14 protein-coding genes and 1 pseudogene are annotated in these 23471 nt (G+C 67.5%); 8 read left to right on the top strand and 7 right to left on the bottom strand.

The annotated features are described in order from the left end of the window. Positions 1–220: 220 nt before the first annotated feature. A complete protein-coding gene (gene tehA / locus EZ216_RS17230) occupies positions 221–1177 on the top strand; it encodes a dicarboxylate transporter/tellurite-resistance protein TehA (protein ID WP_135251023.1) in 957 nt (318 codons plus the stop codon). Here the strand turns inward: tehA and EZ216_RS17225 are convergent. Beyond that, positions 1174–1878 (bottom strand): TerC family protein, encoded by a 705-nt coding sequence (locus EZ216_RS17225; RefSeq protein WP_135251021.1) that lies wholly within the window; start codon positions 1876–1878, stop codon positions 1174–1176. The two genes, tehA and EZ216_RS17225, sit on opposite strands and share 4 nt — an antisense overlap. A 333-nt stretch (positions 1879–2211) precedes the next feature. On the opposite strand from EZ216_RS17225, the gene rocF reads away from it, so the two are divergent. Then, positions 2212–3123 carry an arginase gene (gene rocF, locus EZ216_RS17220; protein ID WP_135251020.1) on the top strand — a complete coding sequence of 304 codons (912 nt, stop codon included), beginning with the start codon at positions 2212–2214 and terminating at the stop codon, positions 3121–3123. 100 nt (positions 3124–3223) lie between these two features. Then, complete coding sequence (locus tag EZ216_RS17215) at positions 3224–3493, top strand: hypothetical protein (RefSeq protein WP_135251019.1); 270 nt, start codon at positions 3224–3226, stop codon at positions 3491–3493. A 1-nt stretch (position 3494) separates the two neighbouring features. On the opposite strand, the gene EZ216_RS21490 is transcribed toward EZ216_RS17215, so the two are convergent. Continuing rightward, on the bottom strand, positions 3495–3644 hold the full coding sequence (locus EZ216_RS21490; protein WP_167772948.1) for a hypothetical protein: 150 nt from the start codon (positions 3642–3644) through the stop codon (positions 3495–3497). A 282-nt stretch (positions 3645–3926) separates the two neighbouring features. Between EZ216_RS21490 and EZ216_RS17210 the strand changes: the two genes are divergently transcribed. Both EZ216_RS17210 and EZ216_RS17205 read left to right on the top strand, forming a co-directional pair. Beyond that, positions 3927–5642, top strand: a complete 1716-nt coding sequence (locus EZ216_RS17210) for a ShlB/FhaC/HecB family hemolysin secretion/activation protein (protein WP_239024424.1) — start codon at positions 3927–3929, stop codon at positions 5640–5642. Between the two features lie 20 nt (positions 5643–5662). Next, positions 5663–14347, top strand: coding sequence for a two-partner secretion domain-containing protein (locus EZ216_RS17205; protein WP_135251018.1), 8685 nt, complete (start codon positions 5663–5665; stop codon positions 14345–14347). 601 nt (positions 14348–14948) lie between these two features. Here EZ216_RS17205 and EZ216_RS17200 read toward each other — a convergent pair. Further along, a protein-coding gene (locus tag EZ216_RS17200) for an IS5 family transposase (protein ID WP_239024423.1) occupies positions 14949–15930 on the bottom strand; the annotation gives its coding sequence in 2 pieces (ribosomal slippage) (positions 14949–15675 and positions 15674–15930; 984 coding nt in all). Positions 15931–16471: 541 nt separating this feature from the next. On the opposite strand from EZ216_RS17200, the gene EZ216_RS17195 reads away from it, so the two are divergent. Further along, positions 16472–16831, top strand: a complete 360-nt coding sequence (locus EZ216_RS17195) for a hypothetical protein (protein ID WP_135251017.1) — start codon at positions 16472–16474, stop codon at positions 16829–16831. Here EZ216_RS17195 and EZ216_RS22085 read toward each other — a convergent pair. The 3 genes and pseudogenes from EZ216_RS22085 to EZ216_RS17185 all read right to left on the bottom strand — a co-directional run bounded on the left by EZ216_RS22085 (position 16824) and on the right by EZ216_RS17185 (position 17995). Further along, positions 16824–17264 carry a RecQ family zinc-binding domain-containing protein gene (locus EZ216_RS22085; protein WP_369126985.1) on the bottom strand — a complete coding sequence of 147 codons (441 nt, stop codon included), beginning with the start codon at positions 17262–17264 and terminating at the stop codon, positions 16824–16826. The genes EZ216_RS17195 and EZ216_RS22085 overlap by 8 nt on opposite strands. 26 nt (positions 17265–17290) lie before the next feature. Further along, a pseudogene (locus EZ216_RS21850) lies at positions 17291–17629 on the bottom strand (DEAD/DEAH box helicase); the annotation flags it as partial. A gap of 3 nt (positions 17630–17632) precedes the next feature. Continuing rightward, on the bottom strand, positions 17633–17995 hold the full coding sequence (locus EZ216_RS17185; protein WP_135251015.1) for a hypothetical protein: 363 nt from the start codon (positions 17993–17995) through the stop codon (positions 17633–17635). Positions 17996–18135: 140 nt separating this feature from the next. Between EZ216_RS17185 and EZ216_RS17180 the strand changes: the two genes are divergently transcribed. Both EZ216_RS17180 and EZ216_RS17175 read left to right on the top strand, forming a co-directional pair. Beyond that, complete coding sequence (locus EZ216_RS17180; protein ID WP_135251014.1) at positions 18136–20148, top strand: hybrid sensor histidine kinase/response regulator; 2013 nt, start codon at positions 18136–18138, stop codon at positions 20146–20148. A 58-nt stretch (positions 20149–20206) separates the two neighbouring features. Then, positions 20207–20470 (top strand): DUF378 domain-containing protein, encoded by a 264-nt coding sequence (locus EZ216_RS17175; RefSeq protein ID WP_135251013.1) that lies wholly within the window; start codon positions 20207–20209, stop codon positions 20468–20470. Here the strand turns inward: EZ216_RS17175 and EZ216_RS17170 are convergent. Continuing rightward, a complete protein-coding gene (locus EZ216_RS17170; protein ID WP_135251012.1) occupies positions 20464–23430 on the bottom strand; it encodes an L-glutamate gamma-semialdehyde dehydrogenase in 2967 nt (988 codons plus the stop codon). The two genes, EZ216_RS17175 and EZ216_RS17170, sit on opposite strands and share 7 nt — an antisense overlap. Between the last annotated feature and the right edge of the window lie 41 nt (positions 23431–23471).

The following is a 23471-nucleotide window of genomic DNA, read 5'->3' as shown; positions in this document are numbered from 1 at the left end:
GCCGGCCACGGATGAGCCGGCTTCGCCGCGCGGCTCGCGGGCGCTGAGCGTCGCCCTGTGCATCACCTGACCGGCACCAGCGCCTCACCCGCTGGGTCATTCCCGCGAAGGCGGGAATCCATGGCTTCCGAACCGCCGTGAACACGGAAGCCATGGATCCCGGCCTCCGCGGGGACGACGCCCTGGGGCGACTACCATCCGCAGCTCTTCCGGAGCTGTCATGCGCGTCTACCGTTTCCCCATCCCTGCTTCCTTCTTCGGCATGGTCCTCGGCCTCGCCGGTTTGGGGCAGGGCTGGCGCGTCGCAACGCGCTTGTGGGCCGCACCCGCTGCGATCGGCGAAGCCGTCCTCCTGCTGGCCGGCATCGTATGGGCGACGCTCATCGTCCTGTACGCCGGCAAGTGGCTGTACGCGCGCGAAGCGGCGCGCGCCGAAGCGAACCACGAGATCCAGTCCGGCTTCGTCGCCCTCGTGCCGCTGACCACCATGCTGATGGCCGCGGCGCTCGCGCCGTACGCGCATGGCCTCGCGGTGGCGATGTGGGTGACCGGCACCATCGCGCAGCTCGCCTGGGGCGCCGAGTGCCATGCGCGCGTGTGGCGCGGCGGGCGCGATCCGTTGTCGGCGACGACGGTGCTTTACCTGCCGACGGTGGGCGTGAACTTCGTCTCCGCTTTCGTGGGCGGCATGCTTGGCTTCCCGCAATGGGGCGCCGTGTTCTTCGGCATCGGCCTGCTCGCGTGGCTGTCGCTGGAATCGGTGCTCTTGCAGCGGCACTCCATTGGCACGGCGTTGCCGCTGCCGCTGCGCGCGACGCTGGGCATCCAGCTCGCGCCGCCGGTGGTGGGCGCGCTCGGCTATCTGGCGATCACCACCGGGCCGGTGGACCTGCCGCTGCAGATCCTGTTCGGCTACGGCCTGTTCCAGGGCCTGGTGCTGCTGCGGCTGGTGCCGTTCTTCCGCGGCCCGGGCTTCACGCCGGGGCTGTGGGCCTTCACGTTCGGCGTGACGGCGATCGCCACGGTGGCGATGCGCATGACGGAGCGCGGCGACACGGGACCGGCTTCGGTGCTGGCCCTGCCGCTGTTCGCTTTCGCCAACCTGTTCGTCGGCGCGCTGGCCGTGCTGACCGCGCAGCTGGCGCTGCGCGGCCGCCTGGTCCCGCGCCCGGCCTAGGAAGCCGCTTCTTCCTTCTTCGCGGCCGCGTGGCGGCCGACGATCCAGCCCGCGCCCAGCACCGCGGCGACGGCGCCGATGTAGACGACCCAGCGCGCCATCGTGGCTTCGAAGGTCTGCGGGTCGAACACGGGGTCGAGCCAGGGCTCGCCGATGATCATCTTGGCCGCGGTGAAGGCCAGCACGGCGGCGCCCAACTGGATGATCACCGGGAAGCGGTCCACCAGCTTCAGTACCACGCTGCTGCCGAACACCACGATGGGCACGCTCACCAGCAGGCCGATGACCACCAGGTCGAACGAGCCGTGCGCGGCGCCGGCCACGCCCAGCACGTTGTCCACGCCCATCAGCGCGTCGGCCACGATGATGGTCTTCATCGCGCCCCAGAAAGTCGTGGCGGCCGGCCCGTGCTCGTCGCCACCGCCGCCGGGCGCCAGCAGCTTGTAGGCGATCCACAGCAGGCCCAGCCCGCCCACCAGCATCAGGCCGGGGATCTGCAGCAGCCACACCACGCCGACGGTCATCACCGACCGCACCGCGATGGCGCCCACCGTTCCCCACACGATGGCCTGCTTGCGCAGGTGCTGGGGCAGGTTGCGGGCGGCCAGCGCGATGACGATGGCGTTGTCGCCGGCCAGCACGAGGTCGATGAGGATGATGGCCAGCAGCGCGGACCACCAGGCGGTCGAGAGGAATTCCATGGGCACTCCGTTGTCGTTTCGTTGCTCGAAATCGGACTGCCGCGTGTGCCGGGCGGGGCCGGCGGGCGTGGGGCGCGCGCAGGGACCTCGACCCGGCCCGCTGTGCAGGCCGCGTCGAAGGTCTTGCTCGGCTTGGAAACCTGGGAGCCCGGCGCACCGGAGGCCGCGAGGCCCCGTACTGACGATGTGCCGATCGGTGCGGCGAAGGCCGCTTGCCGCGGCTGCCGCACGTGGGAGCTACTCCCCTTCGTGGGGACGGATTATCCCATGGATAGGCCGCCCCCTGCACGGCGTCCCGCGCACAAGTGCCGCTGCGCCAAGCACAATGCGCCGATGTCTCGCACCGTCAGCCTCATCGGCGCACCCACCGACGTCGGCGCCAGCGTCCGCGGCGCGGGCATGGGGCCGGATGCATTGCGCGTGGCCGGCCTCATCGAGGCGCTGCGCTCGCATCGCCTGGACGTGATGGACCGCGGCAACCTCTCCGGTCCGCCCAATCCCTGGAAGGCGCCCGAGGGCGGCGCGCGCCACCTCGACGAGGTGGTGGCGTGGAACCGGGCGGTGTACGGTGCGGTGGACCAGGCGCTGACGGACGGCCACGTGCCCTTGCTCATGGGCGGCGACCACTGCCTGGCCATCGGGTCCATCAGCGCGGTGGCGCGGCACTGCCGAGCCACCGGGAAATCATTGCGCGTGGTCTGGCTCGACGCGCACACCGACGTCAACACCGAGGCCATCAGCCCCAGCGGCAACCTGCACGGCATGCCGGTGGCCTGCCTGCTGGGCCACGGCCCGAAGCCGCTGGTGGGCTGGAGCGGCGAACCCGCCGCGGTGGCGCCGGACCAGATCGACTTCATCGGCATCCGCAGCGTGGACGCCGACGAGAAGCAGGCGATCCGCCAGCTGGGCCTGTCGGTCTACGACATGCGGCACATCGACGAGCACGGCATGCGCCACACCATGACCGAGCTGCTGGCCGACGTGGACGACAACACGCACCTGCACGTGAGCTTCGACCTGGATTGCCTCGACCCGATGGAGGCGCCGGGCGTGGGCACCGGCGTGCGCGGCGGGCCCACCTACCGCGAGATGCAGCTGTGCATGGAGATGATCGCCGACACCGGATGCATGGGCTCGCTGGACGTGGTGGAGATCAATCCGGCGCTGGACGTGCGCAACCGCACGGCGGAACTGGCGGTGGATTTCATCCAGAGCCTGTTCGGCGCGTCGACGCTCGCCCGCTGAGGCACCGTATCGCGGCGGTCACGGAAGCCGCAAAGTGTGAGCGGCCCGCTGGCCGGTCAGTGGGCGCCGGTATCTTCGTCGTGAACGGAGGACCGCCGCGATGGATTCCGCCATCGAAAACGCCAACCTCGACCCGCCCCCGCCGCGGCACATCCTGCTGCGCGGCCTGCCCATCGCCGTGCTCGCGCATGTCGGGCTGGCGGTCGCATTGACCTGGGGCGTGCAGTGGCGGCGATTGCCCGACGTGGCGCATGCGCCGGTACCGCTGCCGCCGGTGGCGGCGGAGACGGACACGAGCACCAGCACGATGGGAGCGCCGCCGGCGCCCGCGTCGCAGCCGGTGCAGCGCGCGCCCGCAGCCCGGCGCTGAGTCAGGCGAGCGGCAGCACGATGAGGATCGCCACGCCGCCTTCCTCGTTGGCCGGGCGGATGCTGCCGCCCCTCTTGGCCAGGCAAGTGCGGGCGACGAACAGGCCTTGCCCCCGCCGCATGCCGGCTTCGTCCGGCGCCGCGTCGCTCACGCCGTAGTCGAAGACCGATTCCAGCCGGGAAGCTTCGATGCCGGGACCCCGGCTCGCGAGCGCGTGTCGTGCCTTTGCCGCACAGATGCGCGCGCGCCTATGCCTATCTCCTCTTTCGTGCCGGGCTGTCCCTCGGGATCGCCATTCACGCGACGCGCCGGACTGTCGTCGCAGGTCTGACTACTGTAGTTGCACGACGAGCCCGCGTGATGAGGGGTTCGGCGGGTTGGCCGCACCTAGACTCGCGCCGCGCGCAAGTGATCAAAAAGGGAGGGCGCGGCTTTGAGCTTCAGAGGAGGAGGCTGCCTTGCGGCGGCCTGGTTTTTCGCGCTTGCGGGACAAGTGCATGCCCAGCCCGCCGATGCGGCCGTTCGCGAGGAACGGCGCGCCCAGGAGCGAAGCGATGAACTTCGGCAACGCCTGGAACCGGCGCCATCTGTCCGGCTGCCTTCGCAGGCCGGCGACAACCCGCGCATCCCGGCCGAAGGCATCTGCTTTGCGCTGAGGTCGGTCACGTTCGCCGGGCAATCCGAACTGGCGACGGACGACGAACTGCGCGCCTCGCTGGCCGGCACCGCCGGCGACGATGCGCCCATCGGCCGGTGCGTGGGTGCCGCCGGATTCAGCATCCTGGCCAGCCGCGTTCAAAACCAGCTGATCGCAAAAGGCTTCGTCACGACACGCGTGTTCGTGCCGCCTCAGGATGTCTCACAGGGAACATTGCACCTGGTGGTTGTCCCGGGCCGCCTTCACTCAGTCAGGACCGCATCCGGGCAGGCCTTGCCGCCGGTCGCACCGCTGCAGAAGGGCGCAGTCCTGAATCTCCGCGCCATGGAGCAGGCGCTGGAGAACTTCAAGCGAGTACCTACGGCCGAGGTCGATTTCAAAATTGAGCCGAGTGAAGAGGATGCGACGCTGGGTCCGGGATGGAGCGATGTTGTCGTGACCTGGTCGCAGCCGCGCCCATGGCGGCTGTCGTTGACTGCGGACGACGGCGGCACAAAGGCCACCGGCCGATACCAGGGCACGTTCACCCTCAGCCTGGACAACGCGCTCGGCTTGAATGACCTGTTCTATGCGACAGCTTCGCGCGACCTGGGGGGCGGTGAAGGACAGGGTGAGCGCGGCACGCGGGCACAGACGGTGCACCTGTCCATCCCGTACGGCTGGTGGCTGGTGGGCGCCACCGCCAGCACCAATCGCTTCTACCAGCGGGTTGCAGGTGCGTCGCAGACCTACGTCTACAGCGGCACTTCGGCAACCGCCGAGGTGAAGGCGGCATGCCTGCTGCGGCGGGACGCCGTGGGAAAGACCAGCGCCTACGTTCGAGCATTCACGCGCAGTTCAAGCAACGCCATCGACGACATCGAGATCGAATTGCAGCGTCGGCGCGTCGGTGGCTGGGAGCTCGGGATGAATCATCACGCCTTCGTGGGGCCCGCGACGCTCGATCTTTCGGCCGGCTACCGCCGCGGCACGGGCGCCTTCGGCAGCCGACCTGCACCGGAAGAGTTGGTCGGTGAAGGCACGTCGCGCATGGCCCTGGCATTTGCCGACGCAGCCGTTGCCGTTCCATTCCAGTCATTCGGCCAACGCTGGCGCGCAAGCAGCCAATGGCGCGCGCAGTGGAACCGCACGCCACTGACGCCCCAGGATCGCTTCTCGATCGGTGGGCGCTACACCGTCCGCGGCTTCTCGGGCGAACAAACGTTGGTCGCGGAGCGCGGCTGGTTGATCCGCAACGAGTTGGCGATGGCGTTGGGGGAATCGGGTCAGGAATTTTTCGCATGGCTGGACCACGGCCAGGTCGGCGGACCGTCCGTGCAGCGCCTGATCGGCCGCAGCCTGAGCGGAGCGGGCATTGGCCTGCGCGGGGGTACCCAGGCCGCTGCAGGCGCGTTCCAGTACGAATTTTTCGTCGGCACCCCCATTGGCAAGCCTGACGGCTTCCAGGCGGCCAGAACGACCGGCGGCTTCAGTGTGAGCTGGAGCTACTGAAAGGGATCGAGGGAGAAGAGATGAACAAGAACTGCTACCGCCTCATCTTCAGCCGCGCGCGCGGCGCCATCGTTGCCGTCGCCGAGACCGCGTCGTCCAGAGCGAAAGACGGTCGCACCGGCGGAACGCGGCGCCCCCCGCTTGCACCGCAGGCACTCACTGCATTGGCGTTCAGTCTTGCGTGTGCTTTCACGGCCCCTACCCACGGCCAGATCATCGCGAACCCGTCCGCGCCGGCCGCCCAGCAGCCCAAGGTCATCGCCGCGCCGAATGGCGTGCCCTTGGTGAACATCCAGGCGCCTTCGAGCGCGGGCGTCAGCCACAACAAGTACAGCCAGTTCGACGTCTCGAAGCAAGGCGTCATCCTGAACAACAGCACTGGCAACGTGCAAAGCCAGTTGGGTGGCTGGATCCAGGGCAATGCGGCCTTGGCAGGCGGGTCCGCGAAGCTGATCCTCAACGAGGTGAATTCGTCCAGCCCCAGCGTGCTGAAAGGGTTCATCGAGGTCGCGGGCCAGCGTGCGGACGTGGTGGTCGCCAACCCGGCGGGCATCACAGTGGACGGTGCAGGTTTCATCAACGCCGCGCGAGCGACCCTGACCACGGGCGTTCCCATGATCGGCTCCGCTGGCACCCTTGACGGCTTCCAAGTGCGGCAAGGGCTGGTGACGGTCGGGGGTGCGGGGCTCGATGCGCGCAGCACGGACTACACGGCCATCCTCGCGCGTTCCGTCGTGCTCAATGGCGGCGTCTGGGCCAACAACCTGCGCGTCGTCGCCGGCAGCGCGAACACTAACGCGGATGCGAGCCAGGTGGTGCCGGTATCTCCCACATCATCGGCCCCGGCCTTCGCGATCGATACTGCGCAGCTCGGCGGCATGTACGCTGGCTACATCCACCTGATCGCGACCGAAGCGGGGGTCGGGGTCCGCAACGCTGGCACTTGGGGCTCCAGCGGGAACCTCGTCCTGAGCGCCGAGGGACTGCTGACCAACTCGGGAACGATCTCGGCCACGGGTGCGATGTCCAGCGCAAGCAAGGGCGTCACCAACACCGGCACGATCTTCGGCCAGACGGGCGCCGCGATCACCGCCAACGGCGCGCTCTCGAACAGCGCCGTGATCGCCAGCGGAGCCGACCTGAGCATCCAAGCCACTGGCGCCGGAGCCTCGATCAACAGCACCAGCGCTTCCACGCTCGCTGCGGGCGTGCAGTCGGACGGCTCCATCGGGAGCGCGGGCACCCTGAATCTGTCGTCCACCGGGCAGGTGACCGCGAAAGGCATGAACCTGGCCGGAGCGGACATGGCGGTGTCCGCCAGCAACATCGACTTGGGCGCCTCACGAAATGACGCGAGGAATGTCACGCTAACGGCCACCGCAGGCGGCGTTGATCTGGCTGCGGCGACGATGGCGGCCGGCCAGCGCCTGAAGGTCACCGCAGCAGGTGCGGTGCGTACCGACGATGCGGCAGTGTCGTCGGCCGCGCTGGACATTGCCGCGGCGTCGCTGTCGAACGTACACGGCAAGATCATGCAGACCGGGACGGCCGATGCGTCCATCCTGCTGTCGGGTGCTCTGGACAACGCCGGTGGCGAGATCGCGGGGAACGCTTCGAACCTGCGCGTCCAGGCGGGCAGCGTGGCGAACGTGGCCGGCCGCATCGACCACAGCGGGACGGGAACGCTTACCGTCGACGCGGCAGCGGGCCTCGACAACAGGTCGGGCGTGATCGCCACTTCCGGGGCGCTGGGTGCGAATGCCGGTGGGGCGCTGACCAACACGGCGGGGCAGATCGTGGCCGCCCAGAACGCCGTGATCGCCGCGACTGGCATCGCGAACGACCAAGGCTTGATCCAGGCCGGCGGGAACCTGTCGGTTGATGCGGGCAGCGGCACATTGGCCAACAGCAACTCCGGGACCGGCGGGGGCATTCAGTCGGGGGGCAACCTGGTTGTCCACGGCGGGACGATCAGCAACACGGCCGGCCGCCTATCCGCCAGCACGGATCTGTCCATCGGCGGCGGTGCCGTGACGAACACCGGTTCGATCCTGGCGGGGCGCGATCTCTCGGTGGCGAGCAGCGCGATGGTGAGCAATGCCGCGGGCACGATGGCTGCAGCACGCACCGTTGATGTGACCGCGACAGGGCTGCAGAACCAGGCGGGCTTGATCCAAGGCGGCCAGTTGGTGCACGTGGACGTGGGCGCGGGCACCCTGCTCAACGCCGGTTCCGGCGCGGCTGGTGGCATCCGCGGCGGCGGCACCGTGGACCTCCGAGCGGACACCATCAACAACCAGGGCGGCACGCTGCTGGCGCAAACGCAATTGAGCGTCACTGCGCAGTCGTTCACCAACGATGCGGCTTCCACGCTGGCGAGCCTGCAGGATGCGGCCCTCACGGTGCACTCGCTGACGAACGCGGGGCAGCTGCAGGCCAACCGCGACCTGTCGATCCAGTCGCAAGGCACCACCAACACCGGCAAGGTGTTGGCGGGCCATCAGCTGGCCCTGACGGGCGGTGTCCTCACGAACAACCACGGCCTGCTGCAAGCAGGGGCTGATCTTCAAATCCAGACCGGTGGTGCCGCCCTGATCAACACGGGAACGGCGGCGGGACAAGGCATCCTCAGCGGCGGAACGCTCACTGTCGCATCGGGCAACCTCACCAACTCGGCGGGCTTGCTGGCCGCGGCCACCGACTTGGACGTCCAGGCTGCTGCGGTGAGCAACACCGGTGGCACGGTCATGGCCGGCGGTGCCGGGAAGGTCAAGACAACGGGTGCGCTGAACAACACCGGGGGCCTGGTGCAGGCGACCGGCAGCCTGACCGTGGATACGGGCGCCAATGCGCTGACGAACGATGCGACGGCGGCGGGCAAGGGCATTGCCTCCGGCGGGGCCATGTCGATCACCGCCGGAGCACTGTCCAACCAGTCCGGCCGCATCGCCGGCGTGGGCGCGGCGGGTACGACCGTCAAAGCCAGCACGCTGAATAACGCAGGCGGCCTCGTCGTCTCATCCGGCAACCTGGGTGTCACGGCCACAGGGACCATCACCAACACCGCGGGCACCTTCGCTGCCGGCCAGGACTTGTCTGCGACCGCGGTCGGCTACACGAACCTGGGCAAGTTCAGCGCACAGCGCGACTTGTCGCTGACTTCGCAGAACGACCTGAACCTCACGGGCAAACCGCTGGAAGCAGGCCGCGACCTGGCGCTGCAGACTTCCGGCCAACTGGTCAACACCGGTGAGCTGATGGCCAGCCGGAACCTGGCCGTGGGGGCCAACAAGATCACCAACTCCGGGAGCATGGACGCCGGCAGCCAGCTGACGGCGGCAGCTGCGACGAGCATCGTGAACACCGGTGCGATCGTCGGCGCCAGCGTGACGCTGCAAGGCGGCACCTTGGTTGCCAACCGCGGCGTGGCGGCCCTGATCGGCGCGACCGACACCGCAGGGGACCTCACGATCCTGGCGCCCACGATCGAGAACTCCGACGACGTCACGGCCACCGACACGATGGCCAAGCCCATCATCCTCGGCCTGGGCCGGGTCACGCTGGCAGGCGGCAAAACCGCCGCGGGCGGCTTCACCGCCGCCAACGAAGTGACGAACCGGTCCGCCATCATCGAGTCGGGCGGCAACCTGCGTATGTATGCCGCGAACGTCACCAACACCCGGCGCACGCTGGCGTTCTCCGGCACGTTCGACCAGACCCTGTCCGACGCGGAGGCAGCTGCGCTTGGCGTCAGCCTGTCGGGACAGGTAGGTACCGTCAACACGCCCGACCCCACCCAGATCGGCGGCGTTTACATCGACCCGCCGCACAGCGGCTCGATGAACAGCGACTACTGGTACACGACCTACAACGGCGTGGCCATGCGCAACACGTTGCTCTCGATCAGCCCCAAGGCGCAAATCATCTCGGGCGGCAACATCGACACGTCCGCCGGCAGCACCTGGAAAAATTACTGGAGCGACATCTCGGCGGCCGGCGCCATCAACCTCTCGGGCGTGACGCTCGACCAGGATGGCTGGAAGGGCGCGCCGCGGCCGCAGGTGATGGTCAACTACTCGGGCGACTACCACTACCAGACCTACAAGGGCTACTGGTGGACGATGAGCTTTGCCGACGATCTGCGGTACTACGCCGGCGGCCCCAACTACGACTCCACGTTCTCGGCCGGCGGGTCGATCGCCGGCTCCGGTGCGACCATCATCAATGGCGCTCACGGCGCGAGCGCTCCCGTCTCTGGTGGCACCTTGGGCTCGGTGTCGGTGGCTTCCATCACACCGGCGGCCGGTGGAACCGGCGCCACAGTCATGCCCGGCCCCGTGCCGGCCTCGGGTGCCAAGAAGCCGCACTCGGTCACGCTGGACCTGACCGTGCCGAACTCGGCCTTGTTCCACCCGGCCACGTCACCGGGGGCTGCCTACCTGGTTGAAACCGATCCGCGATTCACCAACTACCGCCAGTGGATGTCCAGCAGCTACATGCTGGACGCGTTGAACATCGACCCGTCTTCCCTCACGAAGCGCCTGGGCGATGGCTTCTACGAACAGCGGCTCGTGCGCGAGCAACTGCTGGTCTTGACCGGGCAGCGCTTCGTGGGCAACTACACGGACGAGGATGCGCAATACCGGTCGTTGCTCGCCAACGCGGTCACGGCGGCCAAGCAGTGGAGCCTGCGTCCTGGAATTGCCTTGAGCGCCGCGCAAATGGAGCAGCTCACGAGCGACATCGTCTGGCTGGTGGAGCAGGACGTCACGCTGCCGTCCGGCGAGAAGACGCGGGCACTGGTGCCCGTGGTTTACCTGGCGGCCAACAGCACTGCGCTGCGGCCCGATGGCGCGCTGATCGCGGCCAACAAGATCGAGCTGACCGACCTGCAAGGCTTCGCCAACAGCGGCACCATCGCCACCAAGGACAGCCTGAAGCTGCAGACGCAGGGCGACCTGGACAACCGGTTCGGCCAACTGACTTCCGGCGGCGCCATGGTGCTGGCAGCCGGCGGCAACGTCGACCTGACGGCCGCGCGCCTGAACGCCGGCACGCTGCAGATGGACGTGGGGCGCAACCTGCTCCTGGCCAGCGCCACGCAGACCGAGACCGGCCAGGCACTGGGCATCGCGCGCCAGTACACGATGCTTGCCGCCCTGGCGAGCATTGACGTGAAGGGCGACGCGACCCTGAAGGTCGGCGGCAACGTGCAGCAAAGTGGCGCGGACATCAAGGTGGGCGGCAACCTCAAGGCAGATATCGGCGGCACGTGGACCATGGACACGGTGCAGACCGGCGAGACGAAATCCGCCTACCGTTATGGCGGCAATGCGTCCAGCGACTTCGAGAGCAACCGCGGCAGCTCACTGCAGGTAGGGGGCAGTGCGCAGATCGGCGTTGGCGGCGATTTCATCGCCAAGGGGGCCATGCTGAACCTGGGTTCAACGGCCGACAGCACCGCCAGCATCTCGGCGGGCGGCAGCGTGGTATTCGAAGCCGCGAAGGACCGGGCGCAGATCGACAGTTCCAGCCGAACGTCATCGCATGGACGCAGCGCGTCCGACACGAAGCACGTCCTGGACGAGCGGGTCGTGGGCACTTCCGTCAACAGCGGCGGCTCGCTCGTGATCGGTGCGGCCAAGGACGTGGTCGTCAAAGGCAGCGACGTGAACTCCCAGGGCGCCCTCACCGTCGCCGCCGGGCGGGACGTGATCGTGACCACCGAATCGGAGCGGCACGGATCCGACAGCACCCACTCCGGCAGCCATCGCGGGCTCGTGAGCTCCAAGACAGTCAACGAACAGAGCTCGTTTGAACAGGTGCTTCAGCAGGGCAGCAGCCTGGACGGCCAGCATGTCTCGATTGCGGCGGGACAGGACGTGAAGATCCTCGGCAGCCAGGTGATCTCGGACCTGGGCACCACCATCGTCGCCGCACGGGATGTCGCCATCGAAGCGGCGACCAACACCACGAGCACCAACGCGGGCCGGCAGGAAACACGCTCGGGCCTGTTTGGCTCTGGCGGCTCGATCACGCTCGGCAAGCGTAGCCAGGAGAACGATCGTCAGACCACGAGCACCACAGTGGTAGCGTCCACGGTCGGCAGCGTGGGTGGGGACATCGTTATCCGCGCCGGCGGCGAATACCGGCAGACCGGCAGCGATGTCATGGCGCCGGTGGGGAGCATCGACGTCGCCGCGGCCTCGGTGAAGATCACCGAGGCGCGAGAGACCAATCGCGAGTCCGAGCAAAGCCGCGTCAGCCAGAGCGGGCTGTCGGTGGGCATCAGCGCGCCGGTACTGAGTACCGTGCAATCTGCGGCCGGTTTGGTGAAGGCAGCGGAGCAGACCGGCGATGGTCGCATGCAAGCCTTGGGTGTGGCTGCTGCGGCTGCGAAGGGGTACCAAGCCGCGAAAGACTTGGCGTCAATCGCGGATGCTGCGAATCCCGTTGAAGCGGCCGGCATTGGCTTGAGCATTTCTCTTGGTTCTTCCAAGAGCCAGAGTACACAGACGGCGCAAAGTGACATTGCGCGCGGATCCAGCGTTGCTGCGGGCCAGAACGTCTCGATCACCGCGACCGGCGCGGGAAGGGCCAGCAACATCCTTGCACAAGGAGCGGAAATTTCAGCTGGACGTGTCGTCCAGATGAAGGCCGACGGCGACGTGGTGTTGAAGGCAGCGCAAAACACCGCTTCGGAAAGCAGTTCGAACAGCTCGAGCTCCGCGTCAATCGGAGTTTCGATCGGCAGCAGTGGGATCGGGATCACAGCATCGGCGAGCAAAGGCTCGGGGACCGGCAATGGCTCGGATGTCTACTACTCGAACACGCACGTCGGCGGCGGCGAGAGGGTCGCCCTCCTGAGCGGCGCGGACACGACGCTGCAGGGAGCGGTCGTGACGGCGCCGCAGGTGGCGGCCAGCGTGGGAGGAAACCTCAGGGTCGAGAGCCTACAGGACACCAGCAGTTATCACAGCAACTCACAAACCAGCGGCGTGAGCGTCACCCTGACTCCGGCCGGCGTTCCCGTGGGCGGCTCGATTTCGGCAGGTCGAAGCAGCATCGACAGTACGTTCGTCAGCGTGGGAGAGCAGTCCGGCATCCGGGCGGGTGACCAGGGATTCCAGGTCAGTGTTGCCGGGGCTACCAGCTTGCTGGGTAGCCAAGTCACGAGTTCGCAAAGAGCAGTCGATGCCGGCAACAACATCTTCAGGAGCGCGGGCGGAATCACCACTGCCGATCTTGAGAACAACGCCAGCTACAGCGGCAGCGCCATTGGTGTGACCGTTGGCGCTGGCAAGAATCCGGCTGGTGAATGGAATGCGCAGGGCACAAGCGCGGGCGTGGGCAGGGATTCAGGCAGCGCCACCAGCGTGAGCACGGCCGGCATCAGCGGCGTGGCTGGCGATCAAGAGGCGCGGACAGGCGACGCCTCGACCTCGCTCCGGCCGATCTTCGACAAGTCGAAGGTGCAATCCGAGATCGATGCACAAGTTCGCATCACCGCAGCTTTCGGCAGCGAGGCGGCCAAGGTAGTCGGCGACTACGCGAACGCCAAGTACGAAGAGGCGAGGAAGGCTGGAGATACCGCGGGGATGGAGGCTTGGGCTGAAGGAGGTGCCGCTCGCGTGGCCTTGCACGCGGTGGTCGGCGGCCTGACTGGTGGTGCAAAAGGTGCCGCGGGTGCTGCGGCCAGTCAAGCCGCCATCGAATTCATCGGGAAAGAGGTTGCCGAGGCTGACTTGCCCGACTCCGTGAAGAAGGCCCTGATTGGATTGGCTGGCACGGCAGTGGGCGCTGCCGCAGCCGGCACTTCAGGAGCGGCAGCCGGCTACAACGCGACCACCAACAACTACCTGTCAGCAGCGGATCTCCGCTCCAGGGCGCAGCGCCTGGACGATGCAAGGAAGCGGGGGGATGTGGTCGAGGAAGTGCAGATCCTGCGGGAGTACGCACTGAAAAGCGCTGCGAACTCGGGGGTGATCGTTCACGACAGCATCCTGCAACGAGAGCAATTGAGCCTGGACAAAGCGGGGCTTGAGCAGCTCTTGACCGATCCAGGCATCTCCGGCGAGACGCGGATGCAGGCGACCATCAGCTTGCGAGAGGTCACCCGCGCCATCGCGGTGATCGACAAAGGTCCGGTGATCGCAGATGCCCTGCAAGCCGGCCTCACGCTCGCAGACGTGGCGACTTTAGGTCAGATCCTTCGAGCAGGAGGGTTGACGGTCAAGGCGACCTTGGAGCTCATGCAAAGCCGGGTCGGTGCTGAAGCATCGGCTGAGGCTGCCGGCCGAATAACCACCAATTTCTATGTTGACCGGGGCCTTGACTTAAGCCCGCAGATGTATCGATCTGCGGCGGAAGCGTCTACGCATAACCCCAGCGCTGGAAAAGTTGTCCTCGGCCCTCATGTTGCGGAAAGCTCCCAGTCCTACGAGAGCGTCGCGAAAGAGATGGGCGCCACCTTCTTCGAGATGGGAGATTGGAAGCGAACATCTGCCATCCTGGGCGAAGACAAAATGTGGTACATCAATCGGGAGTTTCTGGATCAGCAAATTGCACTGGGGAAAGAGTTTCTTTTCACTGTTGATCCCAGGAAGGTTTCACAAGGTTCGTTCACGTGGAGGGAGTTCGACCACTTGAGGTCCCAAGGCTATAGGCTGGAAAATTCAGGAGACATGTACCGTGCTGTTCGCTAATACGGAAAGCGGCTTGAACGAGCTTCGCCGACACATCGACCAGTTTTACAGAGATCGAGGACGCCCCTTTGTCATCTTCGATGAATCAACTGACGAGTGGAAGTGGCATTACTTTCATCTACTTGTCGACCGTAAGCACGTCGTCCGAATCTCAATCGGTGAAGACCGCGGCCTGCAGATTCTGGGTGTGGCTCTCGGGATCGGGCCGAGTTACTTCGCCCCTGAACACTTCTGGGGTTCCCAAGAAGCATGTCAGTTCACTATGGAGGCCTCTGCAGGCGGTCTTTGGCAGAACTTAAGGGCCCTCGACCGCTTTCTAAGCGGCGATGATGCGCAGTCGAGCGGGGGATAAGCGCACGCGAGAAGAATACGTGTCTTCGAGCCCGAGTGCGCCTTCTACATGACGCCACTTTCGCCAGTTGTGCTCTGCCGGCGCGTCGCACGTGGCATCCGAACCAATAGCTTCGTCCGGTTGTACGACCCTAGGGAAGGTCTGAACAAGACCGTTGTCGACGCTCCTCGGTCCGTCGAGTCGGCGCGTGACCGAGAAATGCGTCTTGCGATGCGCGTTTTGAAGCTGTTTCGGGCCTCACTCCTCGCCTCATGCCGCGTTCGGACGGACTGCTCCCATCGTCGCCATCAACTGCTTGCGGGCCATCCAAAGATCTGACAGCGCAAACAGGGTGACGACATGTGCCGTGTTCTTGGCGAGACCACGGAACCGGACCTTCGCCAGACCGAACTGCCGCTTGATCACGCGAAAGGGGTGCTCCACCTTCGCGCGCACGCTGGCCTTGCGGTGCTTCGCCTTTTGAATCTTCGCCTTGGCCCTGCCTTCAGGCAGCTTGGCGATGTCGCTCGGCCTGGCCGCGATGTGCCACTGCAAGTCGTCGCGGTCCACGCGGCTGGGCGCACCTCGGTAGCCGGAATCGGCCCAGACCTGTTCTTCCTTGCCATGCAGCAGGTCGGCCACCTGTTCGACATCTGATTCATAGGCTGCGGTCGTGGTGACCGTCTGCACCAGGCCGCTATCGGCGTCTACCCCGATGTGGGCCTTCATTCCGAAGAACCATTGGTTGCCCTTCTTGGCCTGGTGCATCTGCGGGTCTCGCTCGCCATCGGCATTCTTCGTCGAGCTGGGCGCCGCGATGATGGTGGCGTCCACGATGCTGCCTTGCTTGAGCAGAAGGCCCTTGCGTGCCAGCAGCGCATTGATGAACTTCAGGATGTCCTCGGCCAAGTCGTTGGCCTCCAGCAGATGCCGAAAGTTCAGGATCGTCGTCTCGTCCGGGATCGGCTCGTTCAGGCTCAGACGCGCGAAGCTGCGAAGCGAGGCAATCGTACAGAGCCTCCTCCATCGCCGGGTCGCTCAGAGCGAACCAGTTCTGCATCAGGTGCACCCGCAGCATCGACTCCAGCGGATACGGCCTGCGGCCCCGGCCGGCCACCGGGCAATGCGGCTCGATGATCTTGAGCAGCACTTTCCACGGCACGACGAGTTCCATCTCCTCGAGGAACACCTCACGCCTGGTCTTCTTCCTCTTGCCGGCGTATTCCGCGTCCGCAAAACTGATCTGGCTCATCGCAGGTTCCCCTTTGCATCCATCAACGCGCCGCGGAATGATTGGTGGACTTGTTCAGAGCTTCCTTAGGTCAGATCCTTCGCGCAGGGGGATTGACGGTCAAGGTGACCTTGGAGCTCATGCAAAGCCGGGTCGGTGCTGAAACATCGGCTGAGGCTGCCGGCCGAACAACCACCAACTTCTATGTTGATCGAGGTCTTGATCTAACACCGCAGATGTACCGGTCAGCTGCGGAAGCTGCCATGCACAACCCGGAGGCGCGCGAAGTCGTTCTTGGGCGGTACATCAGCGGAAGCTCTCAGTCGTACGAAAGAGTCGCCAAAGCGCGACGCCACGTACTACGAAATGGGTGACTGGTCGAAGACGGCGTCCATCCTCGGCGAGGAAAACATGTGGAATATCAACGAGGAATTCCTCGCTCAACAGATTTCCCAGAGAAAGACGTTTGTATTCACCTCAGATCCGACCCTTGTGCCGAGCAAGAGTTTCACGGCCCGCGAGTATGATTACTTGATTAAAGCTGGATATAGATTGGAGCACCATGGGAGCTATTTCCGTGCGGTTCGATAACTCCGAGCAAGGGCAAAATCTGCTGCGCCGATATGTGCAGGAGTATTACGCAGTGCGCGGGAGGTCGTGCTTCCCATTCGCTGAGACAAAGAATGAAGAGTGGGAGTGGTACTACTTTCACTATCTGATTGATCGCCGGACGGTGATGCGGGTATTCCTCGGGACGGATCGTGGGATTCTCCTGCTGGGTATCGAGTTGGGAATCGGGCCTGCGTACTTTGCGCCGGAGCAATTTCAAGGCTCCTCCGCTGGTTTCACTTCTGAGCCCTCGGAAGCTGGGGTTGTACAAAACCTCGCGGCGCTCGATCGATATCTCTCCGAGACTAAGTGAGGCTCTGCTGGGCTCGGAGTTTTCGGGCGCTTGCTGGCTCATCGCGCATAGCGACCGGTGAGTTGGACCGGCGCCTATCTATCACGCCGTCAGGACCCTTCCTCGCCTTCTTCACATACTCCGGCTGAAACGTCCGCAACGCGCCATCAGTGAACACCACCGTCACTTCATCCGCCGTGGCCTGCTTCACCTGCCCGCGCCCATAGCGCTTCACCGTCACCACATCCCCAGCCGCGAACATCGCGCGCGGAGGCCGGTCGTCCACTTCGATGCGCGCCGCCTGTTCGTGCTCCGCGCGCTCCAGCACTTTCTCCTGCCGCGCGATGCGCAGGCAGTTGTCGCAGTGGCCGCAGCGCTCGACCGCGGACTCGCCTTCGAGGTGTTCCAGCAGCACGCGCCAGCGGCACCGGCCGGTCTGCGCGTAGAACACCATGCGTTCCAGCGTGTCGCGGTCCTGCTCGCGCTTGTCGCGGCGTGCGCCTCTTCGCTGTCCACCGCGCTGTTGAGTTGCACCGCCGCGATGCCCAGATCGCGCAGCGCTTCAACCTGGTCTTTCATCAGCGCGATCAGCGGCGAGACCACCACCGTGCGGCCCGGCAGCAGCAGCGCGGGCAGCTGGTAGCACAGTGACTTGCCCGCGCCGGTCGGCATGATGGCCAGCGTAGGCCGGCCGGCCAGCACCTGGTCGATGACGGTGCGCTGGCCGGCGCGCAGGCGTTCGATGCCGAACACCCGCTTCAACACATCGGCGACGCGCGCCGCCCGCTTTTTCGAAGTGTCGGCGCGCCGTTCCGGCATGGATCAGCGGTCGGCTTCGCCTTCGGGGTCGGCGTCGTTGTCCAGGTCGGTGAACTCCTGCGCATCCGGGTCGGCCGCGGGGAAACCGTCGCCGGAGGCTTCGTCGGCGTCCTCGCCGAGGTCTTCCCCGCTTTCGCCCATGCGGATCACGCGGTCGGGCGAGATGTCGGCGCCTTCGATCGCGTCGTCGCCGACGACCGAGCCGCGCTCGCCGGTGCCCGAGCCGTCGGAATCGGCGTGAAGCTCCTGCGTGCCGATGGCGTCGCTGCCGCTGTCGGAGTTGTCGCTGGGACCCAGCAGGTCGCTGCCGCGGCCGCTGGGCTGGATGGGCGCCGGGTCGGCGCCCAGGATGCTGCTGTAGGCCATGGGTTCGCTCCTTTGTCTTGTCGTCGCTTGAGTTTGGTGCGCCCAACGCGGCGGGGCCGTCGGAGCCGGGGCGGGCTGCTTGTGGGACAACGGCGATCCCCCCGCGCAGCGCCGCACGTGCCCATAATGGCCGCCCGACCATGACTGCTCCCTTGCCCGATCGTGAGTCCAAGGCGCCGCGCAGCGCCGCCAGCCAGGCCGCGCGTGGCTGGGGTCCGCGCCACCTAGTGCTGCTGGAAGCGCTGGCGCCGCCTTCGCTGGTCGCCGACGAGCGCGGCCGCGTGGTGCACCTGTCGCCCAAGGCCGGCGATTTCCTGCGGGTACCCGGTGGCGAGCCGACCCGCGATCTCTTCGACATGGTGCAGCCTGCGCTGGCCGAGCCGCTGCGCAAGCTGTGGCGGCAGGTGACGGGCACGCGGCGCGAAGCGTCGGTGTCGCTGGACGGCGCCGCCGCCGAATGCGGCGCGGCCGCGCTGCGCATCGTGCCGCTGGAAGACGGCGGCCAGCGCTGGTATGTGGTGGCTTTCGAAGCGCGCGCCACAGGCCCGCGCGAAACGCCGGGCGGCGACCTGCGCGACGTGCTGCTGCGGCACGTCATCGAAAGCGCGCAGGACTTCGCCATCTTCTCGCTCGACCTGGACCGCAACGTCACCAGCTGGAACAGCGGCGCCGAGCGCCTGCTGGGCTACAGCGAAGCCGAGATGCTGGGCCAGCCGGGCGACGTCATCTTCACCAACCTGGACCGGCAATCCGGCGCGCCGGAAACCGAAGCGCGCACCGCGCTGGCCGAGGGCCGGGCCACCGACGACCGCGTGCACGTGCGCAAGGACGGCACCGTGTTCTGGGCCGAAGGCGTGTCCATGCCGATGCGCGACGCGAGTGGGCAACCTGCGGGCTTCGTGAAGATCCTGCGCGACCAGACCGCGGAACGCGAAGCGCGCCGCCGGCTCGAGCGCAGCCAGGCGGAGCTGATGCAGGCCTTGGCGGAAACGCAGAAGGCGCGACAGGAGCTGGAAGCCGCCGACGCCGCCAAGGACCGCTTCCTGGCCGTGCTCTCGCACGAGCTGCGCAACCCGCTGGCATCCATTGCCAGCGCGTCCGAGCTGCTGCTCATGCCCAAGCTGCCCGAAGCCGCGCTGGAAAAAGCCGCGCTGGTCGTGCAGCGGCAGGCACGCGCGATGAAGGTGCTGCTGGATGAACTGCTGGACGTCTCGCGCCTGACGCTCGGCCGCCTCACGCTGACCCGCCGGCCCGTGTCGATCGCGGAGGTGGTGCAGTCCGCGCTGGAGACGGCGCGGCCGCTGGTGCAGACCGCGGGACATGAACTGGTGGTGAGCCTGCCGCCGCGCTCGGCCGAGGTCGACGGCGACCCCATGCGGCTGGCGCAGGTGGTGTCCAACCTGGTGGGCAACGCCGCCAAGTACACGCCCGACAGCGGACGCATCGTGGTGTCGGCCGAGGTGTTCCACGACGAGGTCGTGATCTCGGTGGAAGACAACGGCATCGGCATGGAGCCTGCGCAGATCGACCACATGTTCGATCTGTTCTCCCAGGGGGATCGGCCGCAGGGCCGCTCGAACGAAGGCCTGGGCATCGGGCTCGCGCTGGCGCGCAACATCGTCGAGCTGCACGGCGGCTGGATCATGGCCAGCTCGGGCGGCCCGGGGCAAGGCAGCCAGCTGCGCGTCGGCCTGCCGCTGCTGCGCGTGAACGACGAAGAAGAGCCGCCGCTGGAAGAGCCGCCGATGCGCGCGCCCGAAGCGGCGCAGGCCGCGGAAGGCGAGCTGGTGCTGGTGGCCGACGACAACGGCGACGCGGCCTGGGGCCTGGCCAAGCTGCTGGAGCTGTCGGGCTTCCGCGCCATCACCGCGCGCAGCGGCGAAGAGGCGCTGGCCATGGCCGACCAGCACCGCCCGGCCATCGCGCTGTTGGACATCGGCATGCCGGACCTCAGCGGCCACGAAGTCGCGCGGCGCCTGCGCGAGGAAGACTGGGGGCGCGACATGATCCTGGTGGCCGCCACCGGCTGGGGCCAGGAGACCGACATTCGCCACTCCATGGAAGCCGGCTTCGACGCCCACCTCACCAAGCCGCTGAACGTCGGCCGCATCAAGGGCGTGATCGAGGAACTGGCGGCGCGCCGCCGCCGCTGAGCGGTCCGCCGGGCACGGGCGTTGCCGCAGGCAGGCGTCCCGTGAAAGGAGGCCCGACATGGCCGAATCCGACATCCGCGCCGGCGAGCCACGCCGGCACGTCGCCCACAGCCGCATGAACGCGCTCGACTGGATCGCGCTCGTCCTGATGATCATCGGCGGCCTGAACTGGGGCCTGGTGGGCCTGTTCAACCTCGATGTGGTGGCCACCCTGTTCGGCCAGGACTCGTCGATCTCGCGCGTGATCTACGTGCTGGTGGGCCTGGCCGCGCTGTGGGGCTTCGTGATGATGCGGCTGGGCGGCCGCGGCGAACGCTACTGAACCGCCGCGCCGGCCAGCAGCGCGACGTTGCCGCCGGCCGCCGCGGTGTTCACCGTCACCGTGCGCTCGGCGCAGAAGCGCAGCAGGTAGTGCGGGCCGCCGGCCTTGGGGCCGGTGCCCGACAGGCCTTCGCCGCCGAACGGCTGCACGCCGACCACCGCGCCGATCATGTTGCGGTTCACGTAGACGTTGCCGATGCGCGCGCGCGCCGCGATGGCCTGCGCGCGGCTGTCGATGCGCGTCTGCACGCCCAGCGTGAGGCCCCAGCCCAGCGAGTTGATCTCGTCGACCAGCGCCAGCGGATCGCCCGACCAGCGCACCACGTGCAGCACGGGCCCGAAGACTTCCTGGGCGACGTCGGCGACGCGCTTCACTTCGAAAGCCTGCGGCGGGACGAGGTTGGGCAGCGCTTCGCGCGGCGCGGCCGGGGGGAAGCAGGCGCGTGCCTCGCGTTGCAGGCGACCCACGTGGCGCCGCAGGTTGTCGTACGCGGTCGCGTCGATGACGGGCCCCACGTCGGTGTCCAGGCGGCCGGGGTCGCCGCAGGCCAGCTCCCGCGCCGCGCCGCCGACCATCTCCAGCACCGCATCGGCGATGCCCTCGTGCAGGCACAGCAGGCGCAGCGCCGAGCAGCGCTGGCCGGCGGAGCGGAAGGCGCTTTGCACGACGGCGTCGGCCACCTGCTCGGGCAGCGCGGTGGAGTCCACCAGCATGGCGTTGATGCCGCCGGTCTCCGCGATCAGCGGCAGGATGGGACCGTCGCGATCCGCCAGAGAGCGCGCGATGAGGCGCGCCACTTCGGTCGAACCGGTGAACACCACGCCCGCGATGCCATCGGCTTTCACCAACGCGGCGCCCACGGTTTCGCCGGTGCCGTGCAGCAGCCGCAGCGCTGCGACCGGAACGCCCGCCGCGTGCAGCAGCGTCACGGTTTCACGCGCGATGGCGGGCGTCTGCTCGGCGGGCTTGGCGACGACGGTGTTGCCGGTGGCCAGCGCGGCCGCCACCTGGCCGGTGAAGATGGCCAGCGGGAAATTCCAGGGGCTGATGCAGGCCCAGGTGCCGCGGCCTTCCAGGCGCAGCTCGTTGCTTTCGCCGGTGGGGCCGGGCAGCGATTCGGGTTGCATCAGGCGTTCGGCCTGCCGCGAGTAGTAGCGCAGGAAGTCGATCGCCTCACGCACTTCGGCCACCGCGTCGCCCCAGGTCTTGAAGGCTTCGCGCACGAGCAGGGCGCACAGGTGCGGCAGCTCTCGCTGCATCGCGTCGGCGGCCTCGCGCAGGATGGCGCCGCGGCGCTCGACCGGGGTCGAACTCCAGCCGGCGAACGCGGTGCGCGCGGCGGCCACCGCCGCGGCCACGTCGCCGGGTTCGGCCATGGGCACCACAGGCACGGTGGTCGAGGCCAGCGCGCGCAGCAGCGGATCGAGCATGGCTTCTTCGGCCAGGTCCACGCCGCCGCTGTTGCGGCGCGAAGGGCCGTACAGGTCGGCGGGCAGGGGCAGGGCCGGCGCGGGCGAAGCGTGCAGCGGCGAACGCAGCAGTTCCCGCAGGCCGACCGATTCATCGGCGAGCTGGTGCACGAACGAGGAGTTCGCGCCGTTCTCCAGCAGCCGCCGCACCAGGTACGCCAGCAGGTCGCGGTGGCGGCCGACCGGCGCGTAGACGCGGCAGGCGAGCCGCGGGTCGCGCAGCACCTCGCGGTACACGCCCTGGCCCATGCCGTGCAGCCGCTGCAGTTCGAAGCTCGCGCCGTTGGCGCGGGCCATCTGCACGATGGCCGCGATGGTGCCGGCGTTGTGCGTGGCGAACTGCGGGTAGATGACATCGTTCGCCGCGAGCAGCGCGCGCGCGCAGGCCAGGTAAGAGATGTCCGTGTGGTGCTTGTGCGTGAACACCGGGTAGTGCGGCAGGCCCATCTCCTGCGCGCGCTTGACCTCGCCGTCCCAGTAGGCGCCCTTGACCAGGCGGCACATGAAGCGCAGCTTCAGCCGGCGGCCGATGGCGGCGACGTGCTCCACCAGTTCCAGCGCGCGCGTCTGGTAGGCCTGCATCGCGAGGCCGAAGCCTTGCCATTGCGGCTGCTGCGCGGCCACGTGTTCGGCCAGTGCCTCGAACACGTCCAGCGACAGCTCCAGGCGGTCCACTTCCTCGGCGTCGATGGTGAGGTTGAGGTTGGCGCGAGCGGCCTGCTCGCACAAGGTCCACACGCGCGGCACCAGTTCGTCCATCACGCGGGCGTGCTGGGTGAACTCGTAGCGCGGGTGCAGCGCGCTCAGCTTGATGGAGATGCCGTCGTTGGTTTCCACCGCGCGGCCAGCGGGCGTGCGCTGGGCGATGGCCGCGATGGCGGCGCGGTAGCTTTCCAGGTAACGGTCGGCGTCGGCCTGCGTGCGTGCGCCTTCGCCCAGCATGTCGAACGAGAAGCGCAGGTTGGCCTGCTCGCGGCGCGCGTCTTTCGCTTCATCCAGGGCTTCTTCGATGTCCTGGCCCAGGACGAACTGGCGGCCCAGCAACTGCACAGCGCGCAGGGTGGCGGCCACGACGGTGCGCGCGCCCAGCTTGCCCATCAGGCCCGGCTCGCCGCCTTCGGGCAGGAAGCGCTTGGACAGCGACAGGGCGGCCGAGGACAGCCGCGCGATGGACGACTCGCCGCCGTGCTGGCCGAAGTCGGCGCGGCCCAGCTGATCGGCGGTGAGCGCGATGGCAGTTTCGGCGTCGGGCACGCGCAGCAGGGCTTCGGCCAGCCGCATCAGCGCCAGGCCTTCGCTGCTGGAGATCGGGTACTCCTTCAGCAGCGTTTCCATCGCCCAGAACGGCGGCGGGTGCTTGCGCACGGCCTCGACCCAGGGCGCGGCGGCTACGGCCGCGGCCGGCCAGTCGAGGGCGCCGGCCAGGCCGGACAGGCGGTGGGCGACGACCTCGTTCTCGTCGCGGTAGGGGGTGGGCAGACGTTGCGGCATGAGCGCGATGTTCGGGCGATTGGCGCGGAGTTTTTGTCTAA

The organism is Ramlibacter humi, from assembly GCF_004681975.1.
Classification (GTDB): domain Bacteria; phylum Pseudomonadota; class Gammaproteobacteria; order Burkholderiales; family Burkholderiaceae_C; genus Ramlibacter; species Ramlibacter humi.
Note: the sequence above shows the minus strand (reverse complement) of the source record. Positions and strands in the feature narration are given on the sequence as shown.

What these genes read in the sequence shown, in the direction of transcription:
- EZ216_RS17175 (WP_135251013.1), top strand. Translation starts at nt 20,207, where the DNA reads ATGGCCGAATCCGACATCCGCGCCGGCGAGCCACGCCGGCACGTCGCC.
- EZ216_RS17195 (WP_135251017.1), top strand. Translation starts at nt 16,472, where the DNA reads ATGGGAGCTATTTCCGTGCGGTTCGATAACTCCGAGCAAGGGCAAAAT.
- EZ216_RS17225 (WP_135251021.1), bottom strand. Translation starts at nt 1,878, where the DNA reads ATGGAATTCCTCTCGACCGCCTGGTGGTCCGCGCTGCTGGCCATCATC.
- EZ216_RS17215 (WP_135251019.1), top strand. Translation starts at nt 3,224, where the DNA reads ATGGATTCCGCCATCGAAAACGCCAACCTCGACCCGCCCCCGCCGCGG.
- EZ216_RS17205 (WP_135251018.1), top strand. Translation starts at nt 5,663, where the DNA reads ATGAACAAGAACTGCTACCGCCTCATCTTCAGCCGCGCGCGCGGCGCC.
- tehA (WP_135251023.1), top strand. Translation starts at nt 221, where the DNA reads ATGCGCGTCTACCGTTTCCCCATCCCTGCTTCCTTCTTCGGCATGGTC.
- EZ216_RS22085 (WP_369126985.1), bottom strand. Translation starts at nt 17,264, where the DNA reads ATGGTGTTCTACGCGCAGACCGGCCGGTGCCGCTGGCGCGTGCTGCTG.
- rocF (WP_135251020.1), top strand. Translation starts at nt 2,212, where the DNA reads ATGTCTCGCACCGTCAGCCTCATCGGCGCACCCACCGACGTCGGCGCC.
- EZ216_RS17170 (WP_135251012.1), bottom strand. Translation starts at nt 23,430, where the DNA reads ATGCCGCAACGTCTGCCCACCCCCTACCGCGACGAGAACGAGGTCGTC.
- EZ216_RS17180 (WP_135251014.1), top strand. Translation starts at nt 18,136, where the DNA reads ATGACTGCTCCCTTGCCCGATCGTGAGTCCAAGGCGCCGCGCAGCGCC.
- EZ216_RS17185 (WP_135251015.1), bottom strand. Translation starts at nt 17,995, where the DNA reads ATGGCCTACAGCAGCATCCTGGGCGCCGACCCGGCGCCCATCCAGCCC.